Below are 19,139 nucleotides of genomic sequence, written 5' to 3' on the forward strand. Positions count from 1 at the left end.
CAGGTGATTTTAGCATCAGGGGATTTCCCGGAGGCCATCGGCCGGATGCCCTATGTAATCGCGGGTTTCAGGGCGATCGGCAAGCAATGGTAGGCTACGCGTACTCCGTCAGTCCCCTGTCATTTCGAGTCCCCTTCCCCATGCCCGCCCCCCGTTTCTACTGCGACGCCCCGCTGGCCGCCGGCGCCCGCATCGCCCTGCCGGAAGCGCTTGCCCATCACGCGCTGCGCGTGCTGCGCCTGCGCGCCGGCGAAACCGTCACGCTGTTCAATGGCCAGGGCGGCGAATACCCCGCGGTGCTGGAAGTCGAGGGCAAGGCCGGCTTTGCCCAACTGGGCGACTTCAACCCTCGCGAAGCCGAACTGGGCGGACGCATCACGCTGGCCCAGGGTCTGCCCTCGGGCGACAAGATGGATTGGGTGGTGGAAAAGGCCGTGGAACTGGGCGCGGCCCGGGTCAGCCCGATCGCGGCGCAGCGCAGCGTGCTGCAGTTGTCGGGCGCGAGGCTGGAAAAGCGTGTCGGGCACTGGCAGCGCATCGCGCAATCGGCCGCCGAACAATGCGGCCGCAACCGTCTGATGGCCGTGGAAGCGCCGCAGCCGCTGGAAGACTGGCTGGCCCAACCCGCAGAGGGATTACGCGTTCTGTGCCACCCCGACGCCGACGAAGACTTGGCCACCGTGCTGCAAGCGGCCGCAAACGAGCCGTCCATCACCCTGCTGGTCGGCCCGGAAGGCGGCTGGTCGGACAAGGAATTGGAAGCGGCCCGCAAGGCCGGCGTGCGCGCCGTGCGCTTTGGCCCCCGGGTGCTGCGCACCGAGACCGCTGGACTAGCGCTGCTGTCGGCGGTCAGCGCCCTGCGCGGTTGGTAGGTCAGTCGTTCTCGCCGTAGGGCGCCGCGGCCACGCCGGGCTCGGGGTCGGGATGCTTGCCGGCGTGCTCGATCACATATGCAAACACGCGGCCGTTTTCGTGCGCGAAATCCGCCGCGTCGGAGCAGACGGTTTCGATGCGGCCGGCGTCTTCCGCCAAGGCCGGGTCGCCGGAATGCAAGCGATACAGCCACAGCACCACGCCGGATTTGTGGTCCAGCACCGTGTCGCACAGGCAATCGTAGAGCGCGTCCAGGTTGCCGCCGAAATATTCGGGGAAATCCACCGCCTTGACGATGGCGCGCAAGACCGCCGAGCGGCTGCGGCAGGGGTCGCAATTGGCAACAAACAAGGACAGGCCAAGCTCATGCGCGGCGTCCACCACGGCCTTCTTGTCCAGCCCGTCGTGAGCCAGCGCTCCGCCGCGCATCAGCTGCCGCTGCAAACTCGATTGGCCATTGCGCGTCATGCCTGAGCCTCCCTGAAAAAGGCGATCACTTCGTCGTTACGTCGCATCGTATCGGCATAACCCAGTTCGATCAATCGCTTGGTGTAGCCGGCTTCGAACAGCAGGTAGGACATCAGCGCCCCTCCCCCCGGACGGTGTGGATCGGACGATACACCGAGGACGCGGAAAAGCGCACGCGCCTGTGCCGGCATGTCGTGCAAATGCTCAAGCGCCATCAGATCCAGCGACTGGCTGGGGGTGATGGTCAGCACCTCGATGCGGCGCACGGCGGGCGGCACGCCCTTCGGGTCCGCGTGGTCCATCAGGTAGTTGATGCGTTCCAGGCGCTCGACATCCGCCGACAGGCCGTCAAGGAAGATGCTGGACAACGCATGTCCGCCCACCTGCGCCAGCGACGGATACGGGGGCGAATCCTCGCGATTTTCGGGATGGGTATCGTCGCGGTAGCCGGTGCCGATCACCAGCACACGGTGCGCGCCCAGGTGGATCGCCGGACTGATCGGCGCCAGCTGGCGCATCGAGCCGTCGCCGCACCATTCGCCCTTGCCATGCACCTGCACCTGACGCGCCGGAAAGACGAAGGGAATGGCCGACGACGCCATCAGGTGCTCGATGCCGATGGGCGTGGGGATCGCCAGCCGCAGGTAGCGGTGCCAGGGGTCAATGGGGGTGTGCGCCTGATAGAACGTCAGGTGCTCGCCGCTGGTGTAGCCCGACGCGGTGATGGCCAGCGCGGACAGCGACCCGCCTTCCAGGTTGGCGCGCAGGTTCTGAAAGTCGAGCACCCGCTCCAGCAGCCCCTGCATGGGGGCATTGTCCAGCAGCGAGTGCGGGCGCTTGCGCGTCAGGCCCGAATACATCCAGCCCAGCGACAACAGGCCCAGCCATCGCACGCCGGTGCGGATGAGGCCCGGCGCGTCGGCCCGGTAGATCATGTCGGTGTTCAGCGACGACCACAGGCGGCGGATGCGCCGCACGCCCAGATGCGGCCGGTCGGCGCGGCAGGCCAGCGCCGCGGCGTTGATCGCGCCGGCCGAGGTGCCGCAAATGATGTCGAAGGGGTTCTGAAAACGGGAGTGCCAGTCGGGGTCCAGCAGCTCCATGATGGCGCTGAGCACCCCCACCTGGTACGCGGCGCGCGCGCCGCCGCCCGTCAGGACCAAACCGGTGGGCGTGCGCGGGCACGACCCGCCGGCCGGCTTGACTTCAACGCGGCGTATTGACATCGACCACCGTCATCGCGGTCATGTTGACGATGCGGCGCACGGTGGAACTGGACGTCAGGATATGCACGGGCGCGTTGGCGCCCAGCAGGAAGGGCCCCACCGCCACGTTGCCGCCTGCGGCCGTCTTGAGCAGGTTGTACGCGATGTTGCCCGAGTCCACGTTCGGGCACACCAGCAGGTTGGCTTCGCCCTTGAGCGTGGAGGACGGCAGGATGCGCATGCGCAGCGCCTCGTCCAGCGCGCAGTCGCCGTGCATCTCGCCGTCGATTTCCAGGTCGGGATCCATCTGGCGCACCAGCTCCAGCGCACGGCGCATCTTGGCGCCCGATGCCGAACTGCCCGATCCGAAATTGCTGCGCGACAGCAGCGCGGCCTTGGGCGCCAGGTACATGCGGCGCATCTCGCGCGCAGCTGCCACGGTGAATTCGGCGATCTGCTCGGCCGTCGGTTCGTCGTTCACGTGCGTGTCCACCAGCACCACCGTGCGCTCGTTGAGCAGCAGGATGTTCATGGCGGCGTACACGTTGTGGCCGGGACGGCGGCCGATCACTTCGTCCACGAAACGCAGGTGATCGTGATACGCGCCGACGGACCCGCAGACCATGCCGTCGGCATCGCCCAGGTGCACCATCATTGCGCCGATCAGCGTCATGCGGCGGCGCATTTCCACACGCGCCATTTCCTTGGTGATGCCACGGCGGCACATGCGTTCCCAATACGTCGTCCAGTATTGGTGGAAGCGCTCGTCGTATTCGGGGTTGGTGACTTCGACGTCCTCGCCCAGGCGCAGGCGCAGGCCCAGCTTTTCGATGCGGGTCAAGAGCACCGAAGGGCGGCCCACCAGGATCGGACGGGCCAGGCCCTCATCCACCACCACCTGCACGGCGCGCAGCACGCGCTCGTCTTCGCCTTCGGCGAACACGATGCGGGCGGGGCCGCCTTCGCGCACGATGCGCTTGGCGGCCGAGAACAGCGGCTTCATGAACGCGCCCGAGTGGTACACGAACTGCTGCAGCTGTTCCTCGTAGGCTTCCAGGTCGGCCAGCGGGCGCGTGGCCACGCCGCCATCCATCGCGGCCTTGGCCACGGCGGGCGCGATGCGCACGATGAGGCGCGGATCGAACGGCTTGGGGATCAGGTATTCGGGGCCGAACGAAATGTCGAACGTGCCGTAGGCCGCGGCCACGACTTCGTTCTGCTCTTCTTCGGCCAGGTCGGCGATGGCATGCACCGCCGCCATTTCCATCTCGCGCGTGATGGTCGTGGCGCCCACGTCCAGCGCGCCGCGGAAGATGTACGGAAAGCACAGCACGTTGTTGACCTGGTTCGGGTAGTCCGACCGGCCCGTGGCCATCACCACGTCGTCGCGCACGCCGTGCGCCACTTCCGGCAGGATTTCCGGCGTGGGGTTGGCCAGCGCCAGGATCAGAGGACGCGGCCCCATGGCGGCAACCATTTCCGGTTTCAGCACGCCGCCGGCCGACAGCCCCAGGAACACGTCGGCGTCCTGGATCACCTCGGCCAGCTTGCGGGCGTCGGTCTTTTGCGCAAAACGCGCCTTGTCCGGATCCATCAGGGTGGTGCGGCCTTCATAGACCACGCCCTCGATGTCGGTGACCCAGATGTTTTCCAGGGGCAGGCCCAGGTCCACCATCAGGTCCAGGCACGCCAGCGCCGCGGCGCCCGCGCCGGACGTGACGACCTTGACCTGCTTGATGTCCTTGCCCACGACCTTCAGCCCATTGATGAAGGCTGCCGACACGCAGATCGCCGTGCCGTGCTGGTCGTCGTGAAAGACCGGAATGTTCATGCGCTCGCGCAGCTTGCGCTCGACGGTGAAGCATTCCGGCGCCTTGATGTCCTCGAGGTTGATGCCGCCGAAGGTGGCTTCCAGGCCGGCAATGATCTCGACCAGCTTGTCCGGGTCGGTTTCGTTGATTTCGATGTCAAAGACATCCAGGCCGGCGAACTTCTTGAACAGCACGGCCTTGCCTTCCATGACCGGCTTGGAGGCCAGCGCGCCGATATTGCCCAGGCCCAGCACCGCGGTGCCGTTGGTGATGACGCCCACCAGATTGCCGCGGGCGGTGTAGCGGTAAACGTTGGCCGGATCGGCCACGATTTCCTCACAGGCCGCCGCCACGCCGGGCGAATACGCCAGCGCCAGATCGCGCTGGTTCGTCAGTTGTTTGGTCGGCGTGACCGAGATTTTGCCGGGGCGCCCGTGCTCGTGATATTCAAGGGCGGCTTTGCGAAGGTTGGCATCCATAGGGCGGCTACTGGCTAGAGTGTGTGACACGAAAGAGGGAGGAATTCTATTCCCATGCCGGGCGGCGCGATATGCGGACCTCGCGCTTTCTTGACGTCGAGCGCCGAAATCTTACAGCAAGCTGAATATTTTTCAGACGTCCGGCCACTCGAATTCCGGGAAGCAGCCGTCCGGGTCGAACAACGTCTTGACCCGTCCGTCCAGCCGGACGGTGGCCAGCCCGGGGGCCGCCGGCCCGGGGCGGGAAGCCGGCTCGTCCACGGCCTGCGCGTCGTGGCCAGGCGGCACGTCGGTCAACACCGCGCCTTGCAACCAGGCGAGCGTGCCGCCGTGGCCCAACAGCAATTGCGCCAGATTGACGGTGGCCGGCGCCTCGGGCTTGAGCGCATCCAGCCGGTAGCGGCCCAGCCAGTGATAGCCGTCGTGGGTGGCGAACGCGTCGCCGCCGGAGGCCAGCTGAAACAGCGCGGGCACCAGGCGCTGGACGGTGGCCGAGCGCAGGGGCTGGACATCGGCCTCGCCAAACGCCCCCAGCGTTTCCTCGACGCCATCGGCCAGCAGCACGTCCGCCGCCGCCAAGCCCGAGGCCGCGCAATGGCCCGCCGGCCAGGCAGCCGGCGCCGCCACCCATTGAGCCAGCGTCAGGTCGCCCGGCAGTCCGGCAAATTGCCGCAGGCCGGCGCTGGCCAGCTCGGCCAAGGTCACGCCCGGCTGCGCGTGCCAGCGGGGCGTGTCGCCCGCCAGCCGCGTCAACCCGGTCAGCAGCACGGGATCGACCCGCAGGCGAGGCCGGGCCGAGGGCGCGAACGGTCCCGCCGCGCCCTCCAGTTCCAGGACCACCCGGTATTCGGCGCACAATTTGCGGGCCTGCACGACGTCGGCGCCGCGGACGGGCGTCAAGAGGGCGCACGCGCCGTCTGCGCCGCCCTCGCCCAGGTCGCGGACCTTGCCCTGGCACACCAGCGCCAGGCGTTGCACGAAGGCCGCCCACGGCGTCTGGACGGGCCGACGTCCCAGGAGGAAGGCGCGCCGGGATGGCTGCATGACTACAATTCCTTTTTTGCTAGATGACGCTTCCGAGATTCCGATGCCCCGCCTTGCCACCCGCACTCACGATTTCCTGACGTTCCAGGTGATGGAACTGTTCAAGCAGGCGCAGGCGCTGCAGGCGGCCGGAAGAGACATTATCAGCCTGGGCATCGGCGAACCGGACTTTACCGCGCCCCCTCAGGTCGTGGAAGCGCTGGACCGTGCCGCGCGCGCGGGCCTGAGCGGCTACAGCCCGGGCGCGGGGATCGCCCCGCTGCGCGAAGCCATCGCGCAGTTCTACCGCGACCAGTTCGGCGCCGCCATCGATCCGCGCCGCGTCATCGTCACCGCGGGCGCCTCCGGCGCCCTGACGCTGGCTTGCGCGGCGCTGGTCAACACGGGCGGCGAGGTGCTGATGCCCGATCCGTCCTATCCCGCCAACAGCAATTTCGTGCTGGCCGCGGGCGGCGTGCCCCGCCTGATTCCCAGCACGGCCGAAAAACGCTTCCAGTTGTCCGCCGACGACGTCGCGCGCCACTGGACGCCGGCCACGCAGGGCGTGATGGTGGCCTCGCCCAGCAATCCCACCGGCACCTCGATCGCCCACGGCGAACTGGCCGAGCTGCTGGCGCAGGTGCGCGCCCGCGACGGCTTTGCCATCGTCGACGAAATCTATCTGGGTCTGTCCTACGACGGCCAGCCGCGCTCGGCCCTGACGCTGGACGACGACGTCATCGTCATCAACAGCTTTTCCAAATTCTTCCACATGACGGGCTGGCGCCTGGGCTGGATGATCGTGCCGGACGACATGGTTGCGCCGGTGGAAAAGATTGCCTCCAGCCTGGCGATCTGCGCGCCCACGCTGGCCCAGCACGCCGCGCTCGCCTGCTTTACCCCCGCTGCGCTGAAGATTTTCGAGCACCGGCGCGAGGCCTTCAAGCAGCGCCGCGACTACCTGCTGCCGCAATTCGAACGCCTGGGCATCGACGTGCCGGTCAAGCCGGACGGCGCCTTCTATATCTATGCGGATATCAGCAGCCTGGGCATGGACAGCGCCGCGTTCTCGCAACGCCTGTTGCTGGAAGCCGGCGTGGCCGCGGTGCCGGGCCTGGACTTCGGACCGGCGCACGCCGCCCACACCATGCGTTTTTCCTACGCCACCGGCCTGGATCGCCTGGAAGAGGCGGTGGCCCGGATGGGCGTGCTGCTGCAACGCTGACCGGACGAAATAAAGCGCGCCCCAATGGGGCGCGCCTGTTGCCGGAGCAGGACGCAGGATCAGTCGCGCGCCAGCGCGATGCCCGAGGCGAGCGCCAGGCGGCGGCGTTCCGCCTGCACCTTTGCCCCGTAGCCGTTGTCGTCCGGACCGGTGGACCCCACGTAACACGCCAGGCCGCCGTCCACGGAACCGCGGCGGTTGATGCAGTCGCGCAGGATCGTGGCGCCCACGCCGATGTTGGCGGCCGGGTCCAGCGGGTTCTTGCCGACCGCGTCGAACTTGTCCTGGTGCACGCTGGTCATGACCTGCATCAGGCCCTGCGCGCCCACGTGGCTTTCGGCCAGGGGGTTGTAGCGCGATTCGATGGCGATCACGGCCAGGACCAGCAAGGGATCAAGCTGCTTGTCGCGGCTGACCTTGTACACGGTGTTCAACAGCGGACCGGTCGCGTCATACGCGACCTTGTATTTGCGCGAGATATAGTTGCGCAGTGCTTCCGCCTGTGGCCCCGTGGCCGCCGAAGCGGTCTTTTTGGGCGCGGGCGGCGCGAGTCGGGCCGGCCCCAGCATGCCGGTGGCGTTGCTGATAGGGGCGGCGGGTACGGCCATGGCAATTGCCGACGACGTGTCGGCACCCAGTTCGGAGCCGGCTTCGGATTCGGAGCTGGCCTGCATGGATGAAGGCGCGAGGGCGGTCAACAAGGCTTTGTGCACTTGCAATGCCTGGTCGCGCAAACCAGGCAGGGCGAATCCCATGCTTACCGTCACAATGACCGCAATGCCCAGATAGACAGAGCAAATGCGCAGGGATTCGGCAAGATATTGGTGCACTCCTTGGGCCATGTTCCTGAACAGGCTGGCCACTGACGCATCGGGCATAAAACCTCCTGCGTAAAAAAGAGGGAGTCAATGTTAACCTCTCTTTGAACCTGAAATGTAACCAAATCGCTGGGATCTGTAGTGAAATACCGCGACCTTAGAGACTTCATCGCCCAACTTGAACGCATGGGCGAGCTCAAACGCATTGCCGCGCCGGTGTCGACGCAGCTTGAAATGACGGAGATTTCCGACCGCGTGCTGCGGGCCGAAGGCCCCGCCCTGCTGTTCGAAAACCCCCGCCACAACGGCCAGCCCGCGCAGATGCCGGTGCTGGCCAATCTGTTCGGCACCCCCGCGCGCGTGGCGCGCGGCATGGGCGCCGACGACGTCAGCGCGCTGCGCGACATCGGAGAGCTGCTGGCCTCGCTGCGCGAGCCCGAAGCGCCCAAGGGCCTGCGCGATGCGCTGGCCAAGGTGTCGATGCTGAAGTCCGCGCTGTGGGACATGAGCCCCAAGAACGTCAAAAGCCCCGCCTGCCAGGAAATCGTCTGGGAAGGCAAGGATGTGGACCTGACGCGCCTGCCCATCCAGACCTGCTGGCCGGGCGACGTGGCGCCGCTGTTGACCTGGGGCCTGGTGATCACGCGCGGCCCCAACGCCAAGCGCCAGAACCTGGGCATCTACCGCCAGCAGCTGCTGGGGCCGAACAAGCTCATCATGCGCTGGCTGTCGCATCGCGGCGGCGCGCTGGATTTCCGCGACCACGCGATCGCCAACCCCCGCACGCCCTTCCCTATCGCCGTGGCGCTGGGCGCCGATCCGGCCACCACGCTGGGCGCCGTCACGCCGGTGCCGGACAGCCTGTCCGAATACCAGTTCGCGGGCCTGCTGCGCGGCTCGCGCACCGAAGTCGCGCAGGCGCTGGGCAGCAACCTGTCCGTGCCGGCCTGGGCCGAGATCGTGCTGGAAGGCCATCTGCTGCCCTCCTCGGACCCGCGCGCCATCAAGCCCGTCGTCCCCGATGGCGTCAATCCGCCGCCCGACACCGGCTACGAAATGGCGCTGGAAGGCCCGTACGGCGACCATACCGGTTACTACAACGAGCAGGACTGGTTCCCGGTCTTCACGGTCGAGCGCATCACGATGCGCCGCAATCCCATCTATCACTCCACCTACACCGGCAAGCCGCCCGACGAGCCCGCCGTGCTGGGCGTGGCGTTGAACGAGGTCTTCGTGCCGCTGCTGCGCCGCCAGCTGCCGGAAATCGTGGACTTCTATTTGCCGCCCGAAGGCTGCAGCTACCGCCTGGCGGTGGTGTCGATCCGCAAGCAGTACGCGGGCCACGCCAAGCGCGTCATGTTCGGCCTGTGGAGCATCCTGCGCCAGTTCATGTACACCAAGTTCATCGTGGTCGTGGACGAAGACATCAACCCGCGCGACTGGAAGGAAGTGGTCTGGGCGATGACCACCCGCATGGACCCGGTGCGCGACACGCTGCTGGTGGAGAACACGCCGATCGACTATCTGGATTTCGCCTCGCCGGTGTCCGGCCTGGGCGGCAAGATGGGTCTGGACGCCACCAACAAGTGGCCGGGCGAAACCAACCGCGAATGGGGCACGCCCATCACGATGGACGCCGACGTCAAGAAACGCGTGGACGACATGTGGGGGCAGTTGGGGCTGTAGCCAACTGCACCGCGCGCAAATAACAAAGCCCCGTCAACGGGGCTTTGTCTTTTCAGCTGGCGTCAGTTCAATCGCGTTCCGGATCATCATCCTGGCGCATGCCGCGCACGGCCTTCAGGATCTGCCAGCCCACGAACGCGCCGCCGGCAAGTTTGAGGAGTTTGCCCCGCTTACCGCCACGCATGAACATGGCGGACAGCGACGAACTGATGATGGGATAGCGCCGCGCCAGCGTGATGGCCTGCAAGGCCCAGCGGGACGCGCCCCCCGATGCCAGGCCCGGCAGCATGCCGCGGATGAGCGCGCTGGGTTCCAGCCTGCGCCCGGCCGACACGATGTTCTGCGCCAGCGACTCGCGCTCGATTGCCGCGCGGGCGCGCAAGAGTTCGATGCGCACGGCGCGGTCGACGGTGGGAGATCGTTTGTGCATGACTCAGAACCCCTCGCGCCGGCGCACCGCCGTCTCGTCATCGGCTTGGGCTTCGCGCACCCTGTCCAGCAGCTCCGCATCGCGGCTCAGCTCTTCGAGCGTGGCCGCAAACGGCGCCGGTCCGTAGACGAGTCCGTGGCGCACCACCAGCAGCAGCACCACGCCAGCAACACCATAGAACCCCGCCAGCAGGCCAAGGGCCAGATAGCGGTCTTCCGTGGGCCAGAACGCCACGGCGATGGTGATGGTGGCCACCAGCACCGCCAGCGTCAGAAATAGCAGGGCCGCAAACGCCAGGCCCAGCAGCTTGAGCAGGCGCGCCTTTTCGTCCGCGGCTTCAAGAGCCAGCAGCTCCAACCGCGTGCGCATCAGCCCGACCAGGCTGGAGGCAACACCGAATACAGTTTTTCTTAGACCCATGGCTGAAAGAACGCCGGGCGGCAGGCAGCGGCGCATTGCCGTGCCTGCCGCCCGGACATCCTGCCCTGTCAGCGGCGGCTGATCAGCAAGCCGAGCAGCAGGCCGGTCACGCCTGCCACCCCGATGGCTTGCCAGGGATTGTCGTGCACGTAGTCGTCCGTCGCGCGGGCAGCCTTGCGGCCGCGTTCGAGAACGGCGTCTTGCGCTTCGTACAGCGCCTCGCGCGTGCGCCGCAGCGACGTCAGGGCGCGGTCGCGCAGTTCGTTGGCCTTGTCGCCGGTGCTGCTGGCGGCTTCGCGCAGCAGGCTTTCGGCGTCGTTCAGGCTGGTCTTGACACTGTCGATCAGTTTTTCTTTTGCGACGTCTTCGGATTTTCTCGTTGCCATTTTCTGAGCTCCTGTTGTGTGTCCATGACGAGACGATGATACCAGCGGCCAAGCGGGCGCAAACGCCCGCTTGCTACCGGGTGCTACTTGATCTGCGTAATCTCAACGGCGGACTTCACGCCGCCCTGGTCGATGTCCTGCTTCATCACCAGATTCACGGCCGGGCAATACCAATCCGTGACCGTCGTGTTCATGCCGGGAATGGGAATGGTCAGGCCCTGGAATGTGGCCATCGTGGGATCCGAATTGCGGGTATAGGTGATCGGGTGGCAGGACTGCTTGCCCAGCGCTGTCGTCAGCGCGGTCTTCTGGCCGACGGTTTTTTCGCCGATGCGCACCGTGGTGCTGGGCTGGCCGCCAACGGGCGCTTCCTTGCCGATCTTCAGGCGAAACGACGAGCCGGGCAGCTTCTGGCCCGAAGCCAGTTTGCCGTCGTAGGCAAAGAGGCCCAGCATGCGCAGGTCGAACTGTCCTTCGGAGGGCTTGGGCGCTTCGCCGGCGGTGGCGTAGCGCAGGAAGGTGGCTTGGCCGCCCTTGACCGTCATCAGGTAATCGAGCTTGGATTTGCCGGGCGGCAGGCCTGCGTAGCTGAACGTGGCCAGACCCTGCACGCGCGCGCGGCAGTTGTCGCCATTGCTTTTTGTAACCTCGGCAAAAGTCAGGTCGGCGCCCAGCGCCAGATTGCCCGTGCCGGTCAGTTGGACCGAGCCGCCGTCGTGCATGAATTGCGCGTCGCACACGCCGGCCTGCACCGAGGCGGCCGCGCCCAACGCGCCGGCCGCTAGAACCAGGGATGCCATTTTTCGCATCGTCGTCACAAGCCACTCCAGAAAACGGAAAATGCCGTCCCCGCCTTGAGGGACGGCTGGCTTGATACTACACCGGTTGCCGCGCGCGGCGTATGTCCGAACGTGTCGTCACGCAAGCGCCGCCGCCGGGGCGCGCGTCATCAGCGACCTGATCTCCGGCACACACGAGCCGCAACCGGTGCCGCAGCCCAGCGTGTCCTTCAGCGCCGCCAGATCGCAACCCTGCTCGATGCCCTTCAGGATGGCCGCTTCGCTCACGCCGTTGCAGACGCAAACCGTCCGGGAGCGCGCCGCGCCCGCGACGCGTCCCATCAGCAGCGCCGCGGTGCTTGCCGGCGCCTCACCGCCTGCCGCCCAGGCCAGCAACGCTTCTTGCGCGCGCAGGTCGCCCGTCAACAAAAAGGCGCGCAACACGCCCTGCCCGGCCGCGACCCGGCGCAAACAGCCGCGCGCGGGATCGTCGTACGCGACCTCCGGGCGCCGCAGGTCCAGCGCGTCGGCCAGCTCATGCAGCACGGCGGCATCCGGCGCGACGCGGCTCGCCAGCCGCAGCCGCACGCCCCCGGCGCCCGCCGGCAGCACGACGGCGTAGTCGAAACGGCGCAGCCACGGCGCAAGCCGGGCCCGCAACGCCACGGCGTCGCCCTGCCGCCAGGCCGCGGCCTGCCACGCAAGCCCGGCCGGTTCCGCGCGCAATGCCGTGAACTTGAGCTCCGGCTGGCGCGAGACGGGATCGGACGCCGGATTGGTCAGGGCGTTCACGCCCAACCCGGCCATGAAGGCGCTGCCCCAGTGCATCGGCACGAAAGCGTGCCCCGGCCGCAGCGAGTCGTCCGCCTGCACCGGCAGCACCAGACCGCCGCGCCGCGAGTCCAGCCGGGCCAGGTCGCCGGCCGCAAGGTCAAGGCGGCGCATGTCGTCCGGATGCAGCGACACCCACGGCTCCTCGACGTGCTGGATCAGCGCCCGGGCAAGCGAGGTGCGCGCCATGGTGTGCCAATGATCGCGCAACCGGCCGGTGGTGAGCTGCAACGGATAGTCTTCCGAGACCGTTTCGGCCGTCGGCCGCCACGACACGTCGCAGAATCGGGCCCGGCCGCTCGCCGTGGGAAAGACGCCGTCGGCATAGAGGCGCGGCGTGCCCTGTCCGGCGCGATACGGCCACTGCTGTGGTCCGCCCGCGTCCAGCGCGGCGTAGTCCAGCGCGCTGTAGTCCAGGTCCCGGCCGGCGGTCATGCGCGCGTGTTCGGCAAAGACCTCGCTTTCATCGCGATAGTCGAAGAGGACCGTCTTGTGCGGCGCGATGCGCGAGGCCAGCCGTAGGGCGACCGCCTGCGCCAGCCGCCAGTCCGGCTGCGCGTCGCCGGGCGCCGCGATCGCCGCGCGGACCCGGCTGATGCGCCGTTCGGAATTGGTCACGGTGCCGGACTTCTCGGGCCATGTCGCCGCCGGCAACACCAGGTCGGCATGGGCCAGCGTCTCGGTGCCGGCATACGCCTCCTGCACGATAACGAACTCGGCGCGCGCCAATGCGGCCCGCACGCGCGCCTGATCGGGCAGCGACTGCGCCGGGTTGGTCGCGGCAATCCACAGGACCTTGATGCGCCCGTCCGCCACGGCGTCGAACATATCGAGCGCCGTGGCGCCCGGCGCGTCGGGCAGGCTGTCCACGCCCCACAGCCGCGCGACCTCGGCGCGGTGCGCAGCGGACGCCGGATCACGGTGGCCCGGCAGCAGCGTCGCCATGCCGCCGGCCTCTCGGCCGCCCATGGCATTGGGCTGTCCGGTCAGCGAAAACGGCCCCGCGCCGGGACGCCCGATCTGACCCGTGGCCAGATGCAGGTGAATCAGCGCCGCGTTCTTGTCGGTGCCCGCGACCGACTGGTTCAAGCCCATCGTGTACAGCGACAACGCCGCGCCCGCCTTGCCGAACCAGCGCGCCGCCAGGACGATGTCGTCTGCCGGCACGCCGCAGATGCGCTGCGCCGCCTCGGGCGTGACCGTCTGCACGCGCGCCCGCAGCGCCTCGAAGCCCTCCGTATGGCGCGCAATGTAGTCCTCGTCGGCCAAGCCTTCGCGCAGCATCACGTGCAGCATGGCATTGAAGAGCGCCACGTCCGACCCCGGCGCGATCGGCAGATGCAGGTCGGCAAACGCGGCCGTGTCCGTGCGGCGCGGATCGGCCACGATCACCTTCATGTCCGGACGCTGCGCGCGTGCGGCTTCCAGCCGCCGGAACAGCACCGGATGCGCGTAGGCCATGTTGGACCCGGCGATCAGCACCGTGTCGGCCAGCTCCAGGTCTTCATAGCAGGCGGGCGGCGCATCCGCGCCCAGCGTGCGCTTATAGCCCGACACCGCGCTCGACATGCAGAGCCGGGAATTGGTGTCGATGTTGTTGGTGCCCGCCAGCGCGCGCGCCACCTTGTTGAAGACCGCGTAGTCTTCCGTCAGCAACTGGCCCGACAGATAAAAGCCCACCGAATCGGGCCCATGCTTGGCGATCGCCTTGGCCAGCCGGTCCGCGGCCATGTCCAGCGCGTGCGTCAGCCCGATATCCCACAGCGGCTCGCCACGGGCCTCGCGCCACTGTGCCGACAGCACGCGCGCGCCATCGCGCCGCACCGTGTCGCCAAGCGCCAGGCCCTTGCTGCAGAGGCGCCCGCGATTCGCCGGATGCGAGTCGTCGCCGCGCACGCCCGCCACCGCGCCGCCGCGCACCTGCACGCGCACCCCGCAGCCCGTGCCGCAATAGCAGCAGATCGACGCGACCTCATGCGCCGCCTCACTGACGATTTCAATCCGTCGAGCCATCGGCATGTCCATGTCCTACTCCCTTGCCGCGCCTTCGCCAAGCATGAGCTGCTCGCGCAGCACGCCGATGCCGGCTCCTTCACGGATGAGCCGCATGTACCACGCGCTATCCGCCGTATCGCCGTACAGGCAGGCGCCCACCAGCCGGTCGTTCTGGATCACCAGTTTCTTGTAGACGCCGCCCGGCATGTCGGCCAGCGTGATGGTCTCGGTCTGCGCGCCGCCCGCGAAGTCGCCCGCGGAAAACAGGTCGATGCCGGTGACCTTGAGCTTGGTCGACGTGACGCTGCCTTCGTATCGGCCGATGCCATGTTGCGCAAGGTGATTAGCCGCGACCTTGGCCTGCTCGAAAAGCGGCGCCACCAGGCCGTATGCCGTGCCACGATGGCTGACGCATTCGCCCACCGCGTAGATGCGGGGGTCAAACGTCTGCAAGGTGTCGCTGACCACGACGCCGCGATCCACATGCAGGCCGCAGCGTTGCGCCAGCTCGGTGTTGGGCCGCACGCCCGCGGCCATCACCACCAGGTCGGCGGGGACTTCGGAGCCGTCCGCGAAGCGCACCGCGCGCACGCGCCCGTCCGGCCCGCCGAGGATCGCCTCGGTCTGGTGCTGAAGCAGGAACGTCAGGCCGCGGGCCTCCAGACTTTCGCGCAGCAGCGCGGCGGCCTCGCCGTCCAGTTGGCGGTCCAGCAACGCCGCGCCCAGATGCACCACCGACACGGCCATGCCACGCGCCGCCAGGCCGTTGGCGGCCTCAAGCCCCAGCAGTCCGCCCCCGATCACCACGGCGTGGCGGTAACGCGAGGCGGCGTCGATCATCAGGTTGACGTCGCCAATGTCGCGAAACGCCACCACGCCCGCCAGGTCGTGACCCGGCACCGGCAGGATGAAAGGCTTGGATCCGGTCGCCAGCAACAGCCGGTCGTACGGCGTGCGCGTGCCGTCGTCGGCCACGACCATCCGCCGCCCGCGATCGATGCCGGTCACCGTGCACTGGCGCCGCAGGCGGATGCCGTGGCTGGCATACCAAGCCTCGTCGTTCAGCACGATGTCCTGCAGCGTGCGCTCGCCGGTCAGCACCGGCGACAGCAGGATGCGGTTGTAGTTGGTGTGGGGCTCGGCACCGAACACCGTGATGTCGTAAAGATCGGGCGCGAGCTTGAGCAGCTCCTCCACGGTCCGGATGCCGGCCATGCCGTTGCCGACCACGACCAGCTTCTGCCTGGCTTGCATGACCGCCCCCTTACGCGGCGGCGCGCGCCGCTGCTGCGCCGGCTTCCTGCAACGGCGCGGGCACGACGGCAAGCGCGGCGTTGGCCTGGACCGCGGCCTGGGAACGCTCGGGATTGCCGTGCCGGCGATGCAGGAAGTCCACCACGCCCGCGCGGCACGCCAGGTACGTCGGATCGTTGGCCAGCCGCACGCGGTCGCGCGGCCGGGGCAGCGGCACCGGCAGGATCTCGCCGATGGTCGCGGCCGGTCCATTGGTCAGCATGACAATGCGGTCCGACAGCAGCACGGCCTCGTCCACGTCGTGGGTAACCATGATGGTGGTCGTGCGGGTCTTGGCCACGATCTTGAGCAGCTCGTCCTGCAGATGCGCGCGCGTCAGCGCATCCAGCGCGCCGAACGGCTCGTCCATCAGCAGCACGCCGGGCTCGATCGCCAGCGCGCGCGCGATGCCCACGCGCTGCTTCATGCCGCCCGAGATCTCGCGCGGCAGCTTGTTCTGTGCCGGCAGCAGACCCACCAGGTCCAGGGCCGCGCGCGTGCGCTCGGCCAACTGGGCGCGCTTTTCCGTCGCGCCGAACACCCGCTCGACCGCCAGGTGCACGTTCTGGAAACACGTCAGCCACGGCAGCAGCGAATGGTTCTGGAACACCACCGCGCGGTCTGGACCGGGGCCGGTGATCTCGCGTTCGGCGCACAGCAGCACGCCGCTCGTGGGCCGGGTCAGGCCGGCGATCAGGTTCAGCAAGGTGGACTTGCCGCAGCCGGAGTGGCCGATCAGCGTGATGAACTCGCCCTGTTCGACCGTCAGGTCGATGTCGCGCAGCGCCACGAAGGCGCCCTTGCGGGTGTCAAAGGTCTGTCCCACGCGCTCGATGCGTACGAATTTCTTCATGGCGCTATTCCTCGGTGTAGGTGAAACGGCGGGCCAGCGCGACCAGCAGGGTCTCCAGCAACAGCCCCACGATGCCGATCACGAAAATGGCGATGACGATGTGCTCGACCTTCAGGTTGTTCCACTCGTCCCACAACCAGAAGCCGATCCCGGTGCCGCCCGTCAGCATCTCGGCGGCCACGATCACCAGCCATGCGGTGCCGATGGACAGCCGCACGCCGGTCAGCATGTAGGGCAGCACCGCGGGCAAAAGCACCTTGGTCGTGACCTTCCATTCGGACAGGTTCAGCACGCGCGCCACGTTCAGATAGTCTTGGGGCACGCGCGACACGCCCACCGCGGTGTTGATGATCATCGGCCAGATAGAACAGATGAAGATGGCCCAGATCGCGGCCGGATTGGCCGCCTTGAACAGCAGCAGCCCGAGCGGCAGCCACGCCAGCGGCGACACCGGCCGCAAAAGGCTGACGATGGGCGAGAACATCGCGCGCACCGCGGCGTAGCGGCCGATCGCAAAGCCCACGGGGATGCCGACCAGCGCCGCCAGCCCGAATCCCGCCGCCACGCGTTCCAGCGAGGCCAGCAGGTTCCAGCCGATGCCCTTGTCGTTCGGACCGTTGTCATAGAACGGATCGGCGAACAGTTCCACAGCCGCATGCCACGTGACCCCGGGCGTCGGAATCTCCGGGATGCGCATCGCCACCACCTGCCAGACCAGCACAAAGAGCGCAAAGCCGGCAACCGGCCCCACCACGGCCTTCAACGCCGATTCCAAACGTTCCCGCCACAGCGCGGCAAATTCGCTGCCGCGGCTTGTCATCGTTACGGTAGACATTGCCAGTCCCCTTCTCGTAGCGGCCGTCAGGCCTTGACCTTGAAACCGTCGGCATAGGCCGCGGGATTGCTGCCGTCCCAGACCACGCCGTCGATCAGCGTGGACGTGCGCGTTTCACTGGCAGGCAGCGCAACGCCCGCGGCCTGCGCGGCCTGCTTGTAGAGGTCGATGCGGTTGATCTGCGTGGCAATCGCCTGGTAGTCCGGGTGTTCCTTGAGCAAGCCCCAGCGCTTGTGCTGCGTCAGGAACCACATGCCGTCGCTCAGGTACGGAAAGTTGGCGGCGCCGTCGGCGTAAAAGCGCATGGCGTGCGCGTCCGACCATTTCTTGCCCAGGCCGTCGTCATACTGGCCCAGCATGCGGTCCACGATGCCGCTGGCGTCCGTGTTCACGTAGGATTTGGCGGCGATGGTCTCGGCTGTCTTGCGGCGGTTTTCGGGCGACGCGTCGATCCATTTGCCGGCTTCCAGGATCGCGGCGGTGACGGCACGCGCGGTATTCGGATTGCGGGTCACGAAGTCGGCGGTGGCGCCCAGGACCTTTTCGGGGTGGTCCGTCCAGATGCCCTGCGACGTCACCGTGGTGAAGCCGATCTTGTCCATGATGGCGCGCGCCCCCCAGGGCTCGCCCCCGCAATAGCCATCCATGTTGCCCACGCGCATGTTGGCCACCATCTGCGGCGGCGGCACGGTGATCACCTTGGCGTCCTTCATGGGATTGATGCCATGCGCGGCCAGCCAGTAATACAGCCACATCGCGTGCGTGCCGGTCGGAAAGGTCTGCGCGAAGGTGTATTCGCGCTTGTCTGCCGCCATCAGCTTGGCGAGCGACTCGCCATCGCGCGCCCCGGCTTCAAGCAGCTTGTTCGATAGCGTGATCGCCTGCCCGTTCTGGCTCAGGCTCATCAGCACGGCCATGTCCTTCTTCGGTCCGCCGATGCCCAGGTGCACGCCGTAGACCAGGCCATACAGCACGTGCGCCATGTCCAGCTCGCCGTTCATGAGCTTGTCGCGCACGGCGGCCCACGAGGCTTCCTTGGATGGCGTGATCTTGACGCCGTATTTCTTGTCGATGCCCAGCACCGACGCCATCACCACCGATGCGCAGTCGGTCAGCGGGATGAAGCCGATCTTCACCTCGGTCTTTTCCGGCGCGTCGGTGCCCGCCGCCCACGCGCCGGCGCGCACCAGCGGGTCGACCAATGAAAGCAGACCGGCGCCAGCCACCGCGCGCGCCGTGCCGCTGAGCCATTTGCGGCGGCCGGCATTGGCGGTCATGTCGGCGCGGGCGGCGTCGGTCGAGGGACTGCGGGTCATAGGCGTCATGCGAGGCTCCTTGCGGGTGGCGGCAAAAAAAAACGTTCCGCGCGCCACGGATCTCTATCCAGTGGCGCAGCGGAACGTCGTTGTCCCTGGCCGCGTGATGCGGCGCGTTGCGTCGGGCGACCGCCGTTGGCCGCCCCGGCTTCACTCAAGCAATCGCCGTGCCAGATTTCTGGCGGTCTGCGCAAACCGCGCCGCAGCCCGCGCCAGCGCTGGCGATGCGCCCAACCCGCGCCGGTCTGGCCTCGCCGGGCTGAATCAGGGGCGGAGCCAAGTTGGTGCGCAGTCCGATGCCGCACCGCACCATCGCTGTGCGGCGCACGCCCCGCCATCGTGCGCGCGCGCCCCGCGCCGCGCGCGGCAACGATGGCATGGAACTTGCATCAGTCATTGCACAGGGGGGTGTT

At 67.7% G+C, this 19,139-nt stretch carries 16 protein-coding genes and 1 pseudogene; 3 read left to right on the plus strand and 14 right to left on the minus strand.

Annotation, left to right across the window (positions count from 1 at the left end; genetic code table 11):
* Positions 1–140 precede the first annotated feature (140 nt).
* Positions 141–872 carry a 16S rRNA (uracil(1498)-N(3))-methyltransferase gene (locus tag LN047_RS21955; protein WP_373980174.1) on the plus strand — a complete coding sequence of 244 codons (732 nt, stop codon included), beginning with the start codon at positions 141–143 and terminating at the stop codon, positions 870–872.
* Between the two features lies 1 nt (position 873).
* Here the strand turns inward: LN047_RS21955 and LN047_RS21960 are convergent, their stop codons facing one another.
* The 4 genes from LN047_RS21960 to LN047_RS21975 form a co-directional block, all read right to left on the minus strand.
* A complete protein-coding gene (locus LN047_RS21960) occupies positions 874–1,341 on the minus strand; it encodes a barstar family protein (RefSeq protein WP_056326651.1) in 468 nt (155 codons plus the stop codon).
* On the minus strand, positions 1,338–2,567 hold the full coding sequence (locus LN047_RS21965; RefSeq protein ID WP_373980175.1) for a patatin-like phospholipase family protein: 1,230 nt from the start codon (positions 2,565–2,567) through the stop codon (positions 1,338–1,340). The genes LN047_RS21960 and LN047_RS21965 overlap by 4 nt, the downstream gene beginning before the upstream one ends.
* Complete coding sequence (locus tag LN047_RS21970) at positions 2,548–4,836, minus strand: NADP-dependent malic enzyme (RefSeq protein WP_280147885.1); 2,289 nt, start codon at positions 4,834–4,836, stop codon at positions 2,548–2,550. The genes LN047_RS21965 and LN047_RS21970 overlap by 20 nt, the downstream gene beginning before the upstream one ends.
* Positions 4,837–4,968: 132 nt before the next feature.
* On the minus strand, positions 4,969–5,880 hold the full coding sequence (locus LN047_RS21975; protein WP_373980176.1) for an FAD-binding protein: 912 nt from the start codon (positions 5,878–5,880) through the stop codon (positions 4,969–4,971).
* Positions 5,881–5,923: 43 nt separating this feature from the next.
* Between LN047_RS21975 and LN047_RS21980 the strand changes: the two genes are divergently transcribed.
* Complete coding sequence (locus LN047_RS21980; RefSeq protein ID WP_373980177.1) at positions 5,924–7,084, plus strand: pyridoxal phosphate-dependent aminotransferase; 1,161 nt, start codon at positions 5,924–5,926, stop codon at positions 7,082–7,084.
* Positions 7,085–7,143: 59 nt separating this feature from the next.
* Here the strand turns inward: LN047_RS21980 and LN047_RS21985 are convergent, their stop codons facing one another.
* Positions 7,144–7,962: a lytic transglycosylase domain-containing protein gene (locus tag LN047_RS21985; protein ID WP_152382299.1), complete on the minus strand. Its 819-nt coding sequence runs from the start codon at positions 7,960–7,962 to the stop codon at positions 7,144–7,146.
* A gap of 81 nt (positions 7,963–8,043) precedes the next feature.
* Here LN047_RS21985 and LN047_RS21990 point away from each other — a divergent pair, with 81 nt between their 5' ends.
* Positions 8,044–9,588 carry a UbiD family decarboxylase gene (locus tag LN047_RS21990; RefSeq protein ID WP_373980178.1) on the plus strand — a complete coding sequence of 515 codons (1,545 nt, stop codon included), beginning with the start codon at positions 8,044–8,046 and terminating at the stop codon, positions 9,586–9,588.
* Positions 9,589–9,655: 67 nt separating this feature from the next.
* On the opposite strand, the gene LN047_RS21995 is transcribed toward LN047_RS21990, so the two are convergent.
* The 9 genes and pseudogenes from LN047_RS21995 to LN047_RS22035 form a co-directional block, all read right to left on the minus strand.
* Positions 9,656–10,018 (minus strand): hypothetical protein, encoded by a 363-nt coding sequence (locus tag LN047_RS21995; RefSeq protein ID WP_056326640.1) that lies wholly within the window; start codon positions 10,016–10,018, stop codon positions 9,656–9,658.
* A 3-nt stretch (positions 10,019–10,021) separates the two neighbouring features.
* The gene (locus tag LN047_RS22000) at positions 10,022–10,438 is read right to left on the minus strand and encodes a phage holin family protein (protein ID WP_373980179.1); all 417 of its coding nucleotides are present in this window, start codon (positions 10,436–10,438) and stop codon (positions 10,022–10,024) included.
* A 68-nt stretch (positions 10,439–10,506) separates the two neighbouring features.
* Positions 10,507–10,824 carry a YqjD family protein gene (locus tag LN047_RS22005; protein ID WP_056326638.1) on the minus strand — a complete coding sequence of 106 codons (318 nt, stop codon included), beginning with the start codon at positions 10,822–10,824 and terminating at the stop codon, positions 10,507–10,509.
* 83 nt (positions 10,825–10,907) lie between these two features.
* On the minus strand, positions 10,908–11,633 hold the full coding sequence (locus tag LN047_RS22010; protein ID WP_062838795.1) for a hypothetical protein: 726 nt from the start codon (positions 11,631–11,633) through the stop codon (positions 10,908–10,910).
* A gap of 108 nt (positions 11,634–11,741) precedes the next feature.
* On the minus strand, positions 11,742–14,459 hold the full coding sequence (locus tag LN047_RS22015; RefSeq protein ID WP_373980180.1) for a molybdopterin-dependent oxidoreductase: 2,718 nt from the start codon (positions 14,457–14,459) through the stop codon (positions 11,742–11,744).
* A 21-nt stretch (positions 14,460–14,480) separates the two neighbouring features.
* Positions 14,481–15,683: pseudogene (locus LN047_RS22020) on the minus strand (NAD(P)/FAD-dependent oxidoreductase); the annotation flags it as partial.
* 10 nt (positions 15,684–15,693) lie between these two features.
* A complete protein-coding gene (locus LN047_RS22025) occupies positions 15,694–16,575 on the minus strand; it encodes an ABC transporter ATP-binding protein (RefSeq protein WP_056326630.1) in 882 nt (293 codons plus the stop codon).
* Between the two features lie 4 nt (positions 16,576–16,579).
* Positions 16,580–17,410: a nitrate ABC transporter permease gene (gene ntrB, locus LN047_RS22030; RefSeq protein WP_056326628.1), complete on the minus strand. Its 831-nt coding sequence runs from the start codon at positions 17,408–17,410 to the stop codon at positions 16,580–16,582.
* Positions 17,411–17,436: 26 nt separating this feature from the next.
* The gene (locus LN047_RS22035; protein ID WP_373980181.1) at positions 17,437–18,735 is read right to left on the minus strand and encodes a CmpA/NrtA family ABC transporter substrate-binding protein; all 1,299 of its coding nucleotides are present in this window, start codon (positions 18,733–18,735) and stop codon (positions 17,437–17,439) included.
* Positions 18,736–19,139: the final 404 nt, after the last annotated feature.

The organism is Achromobacter sp. JD417 (assembly GCF_041879325.1).
Taxonomy (GTDB): domain Bacteria; phylum Pseudomonadota; class Gammaproteobacteria; order Burkholderiales; family Burkholderiaceae_B; genus Achromobacter; species Achromobacter mucicolens.

What these genes read in the sequence shown, in the direction of transcription:
- ntrB (WP_056326628.1), bottom strand. Translation starts at nt 17,410, where the DNA reads ATGTCTACCGTAACGATGACAAGCCGCGGCAGCGAATTTGCCGCGCTG.
- LN047_RS21995 (WP_056326640.1), bottom strand. Translation starts at nt 10,018, where the DNA reads ATGCACAAACGATCTCCCACCGTCGACCGCGCCGTGCGCATCGAACTC.
- LN047_RS21985 (WP_152382299.1), bottom strand. Translation starts at nt 7,962, where the DNA reads ATGCCCGATGCGTCAGTGGCCAGCCTGTTCAGGAACATGGCCCAAGGA.
- LN047_RS22035 (WP_373980181.1), bottom strand. Translation starts at nt 18,735, where the DNA reads ATGACGCCTATGACCCGCAGTCCCTCGACCGACGCCGCCCGCGCCGAC.
- LN047_RS22025 (WP_056326630.1), bottom strand. Translation starts at nt 16,575, where the DNA reads ATGAAGAAATTCGTACGCATCGAGCGCGTGGGACAGACCTTTGACACC.
- LN047_RS21965 (WP_373980175.1), bottom strand. Translation starts at nt 2,567, where the DNA reads ATGTCAATACGCCGCGTTGAAGTCAAGCCGGCCGGCGGGTCGTGCCCG.
- LN047_RS22000 (WP_373980179.1), bottom strand. Translation starts at nt 10,438, where the DNA reads ATGGGTCTAAGAAAAACTGTATTCGGTGTTGCCTCCAGCCTGGTCGGG.
- LN047_RS21955 (WP_373980174.1), top strand. Translation starts at nt 141, where the DNA reads ATGCCCGCCCCCCGTTTCTACTGCGACGCCCCGCTGGCCGCCGGCGCC.
- LN047_RS22010 (WP_062838795.1), bottom strand. Translation starts at nt 11,633, where the DNA reads ATGCGAAAAATGGCATCCCTGGTTCTAGCGGCCGGCGCGTTGGGCGCG.
- LN047_RS22015 (WP_373980180.1), bottom strand. Translation starts at nt 14,459, where the DNA reads ATGGACATGCCGATGGCTCGACGGATTGAAATCGTCAGTGAGGCGGCG.
- LN047_RS22005 (WP_056326638.1), bottom strand. Translation starts at nt 10,824, where the DNA reads ATGGCAACGAGAAAATCCGAAGACGTCGCAAAAGAAAAACTGATCGAC.
- LN047_RS21975 (WP_373980176.1), bottom strand. Translation starts at nt 5,880, where the DNA reads ATGCAGCCATCCCGGCGCGCCTTCCTCCTGGGACGTCGGCCCGTCCAG.
- LN047_RS21970 (WP_280147885.1), bottom strand. Translation starts at nt 4,836, where the DNA reads ATGGATGCCAACCTTCGCAAAGCCGCCCTTGAATATCACGAGCACGGG.
- LN047_RS21960 (WP_056326651.1), bottom strand. Translation starts at nt 1,341, where the DNA reads ATGACGCGCAATGGCCAATCGAGTTTGCAGCGGCAGCTGATGCGCGGC.
- LN047_RS21980 (WP_373980177.1), top strand. Translation starts at nt 5,924, where the DNA reads ATGCCCCGCCTTGCCACCCGCACTCACGATTTCCTGACGTTCCAGGTG.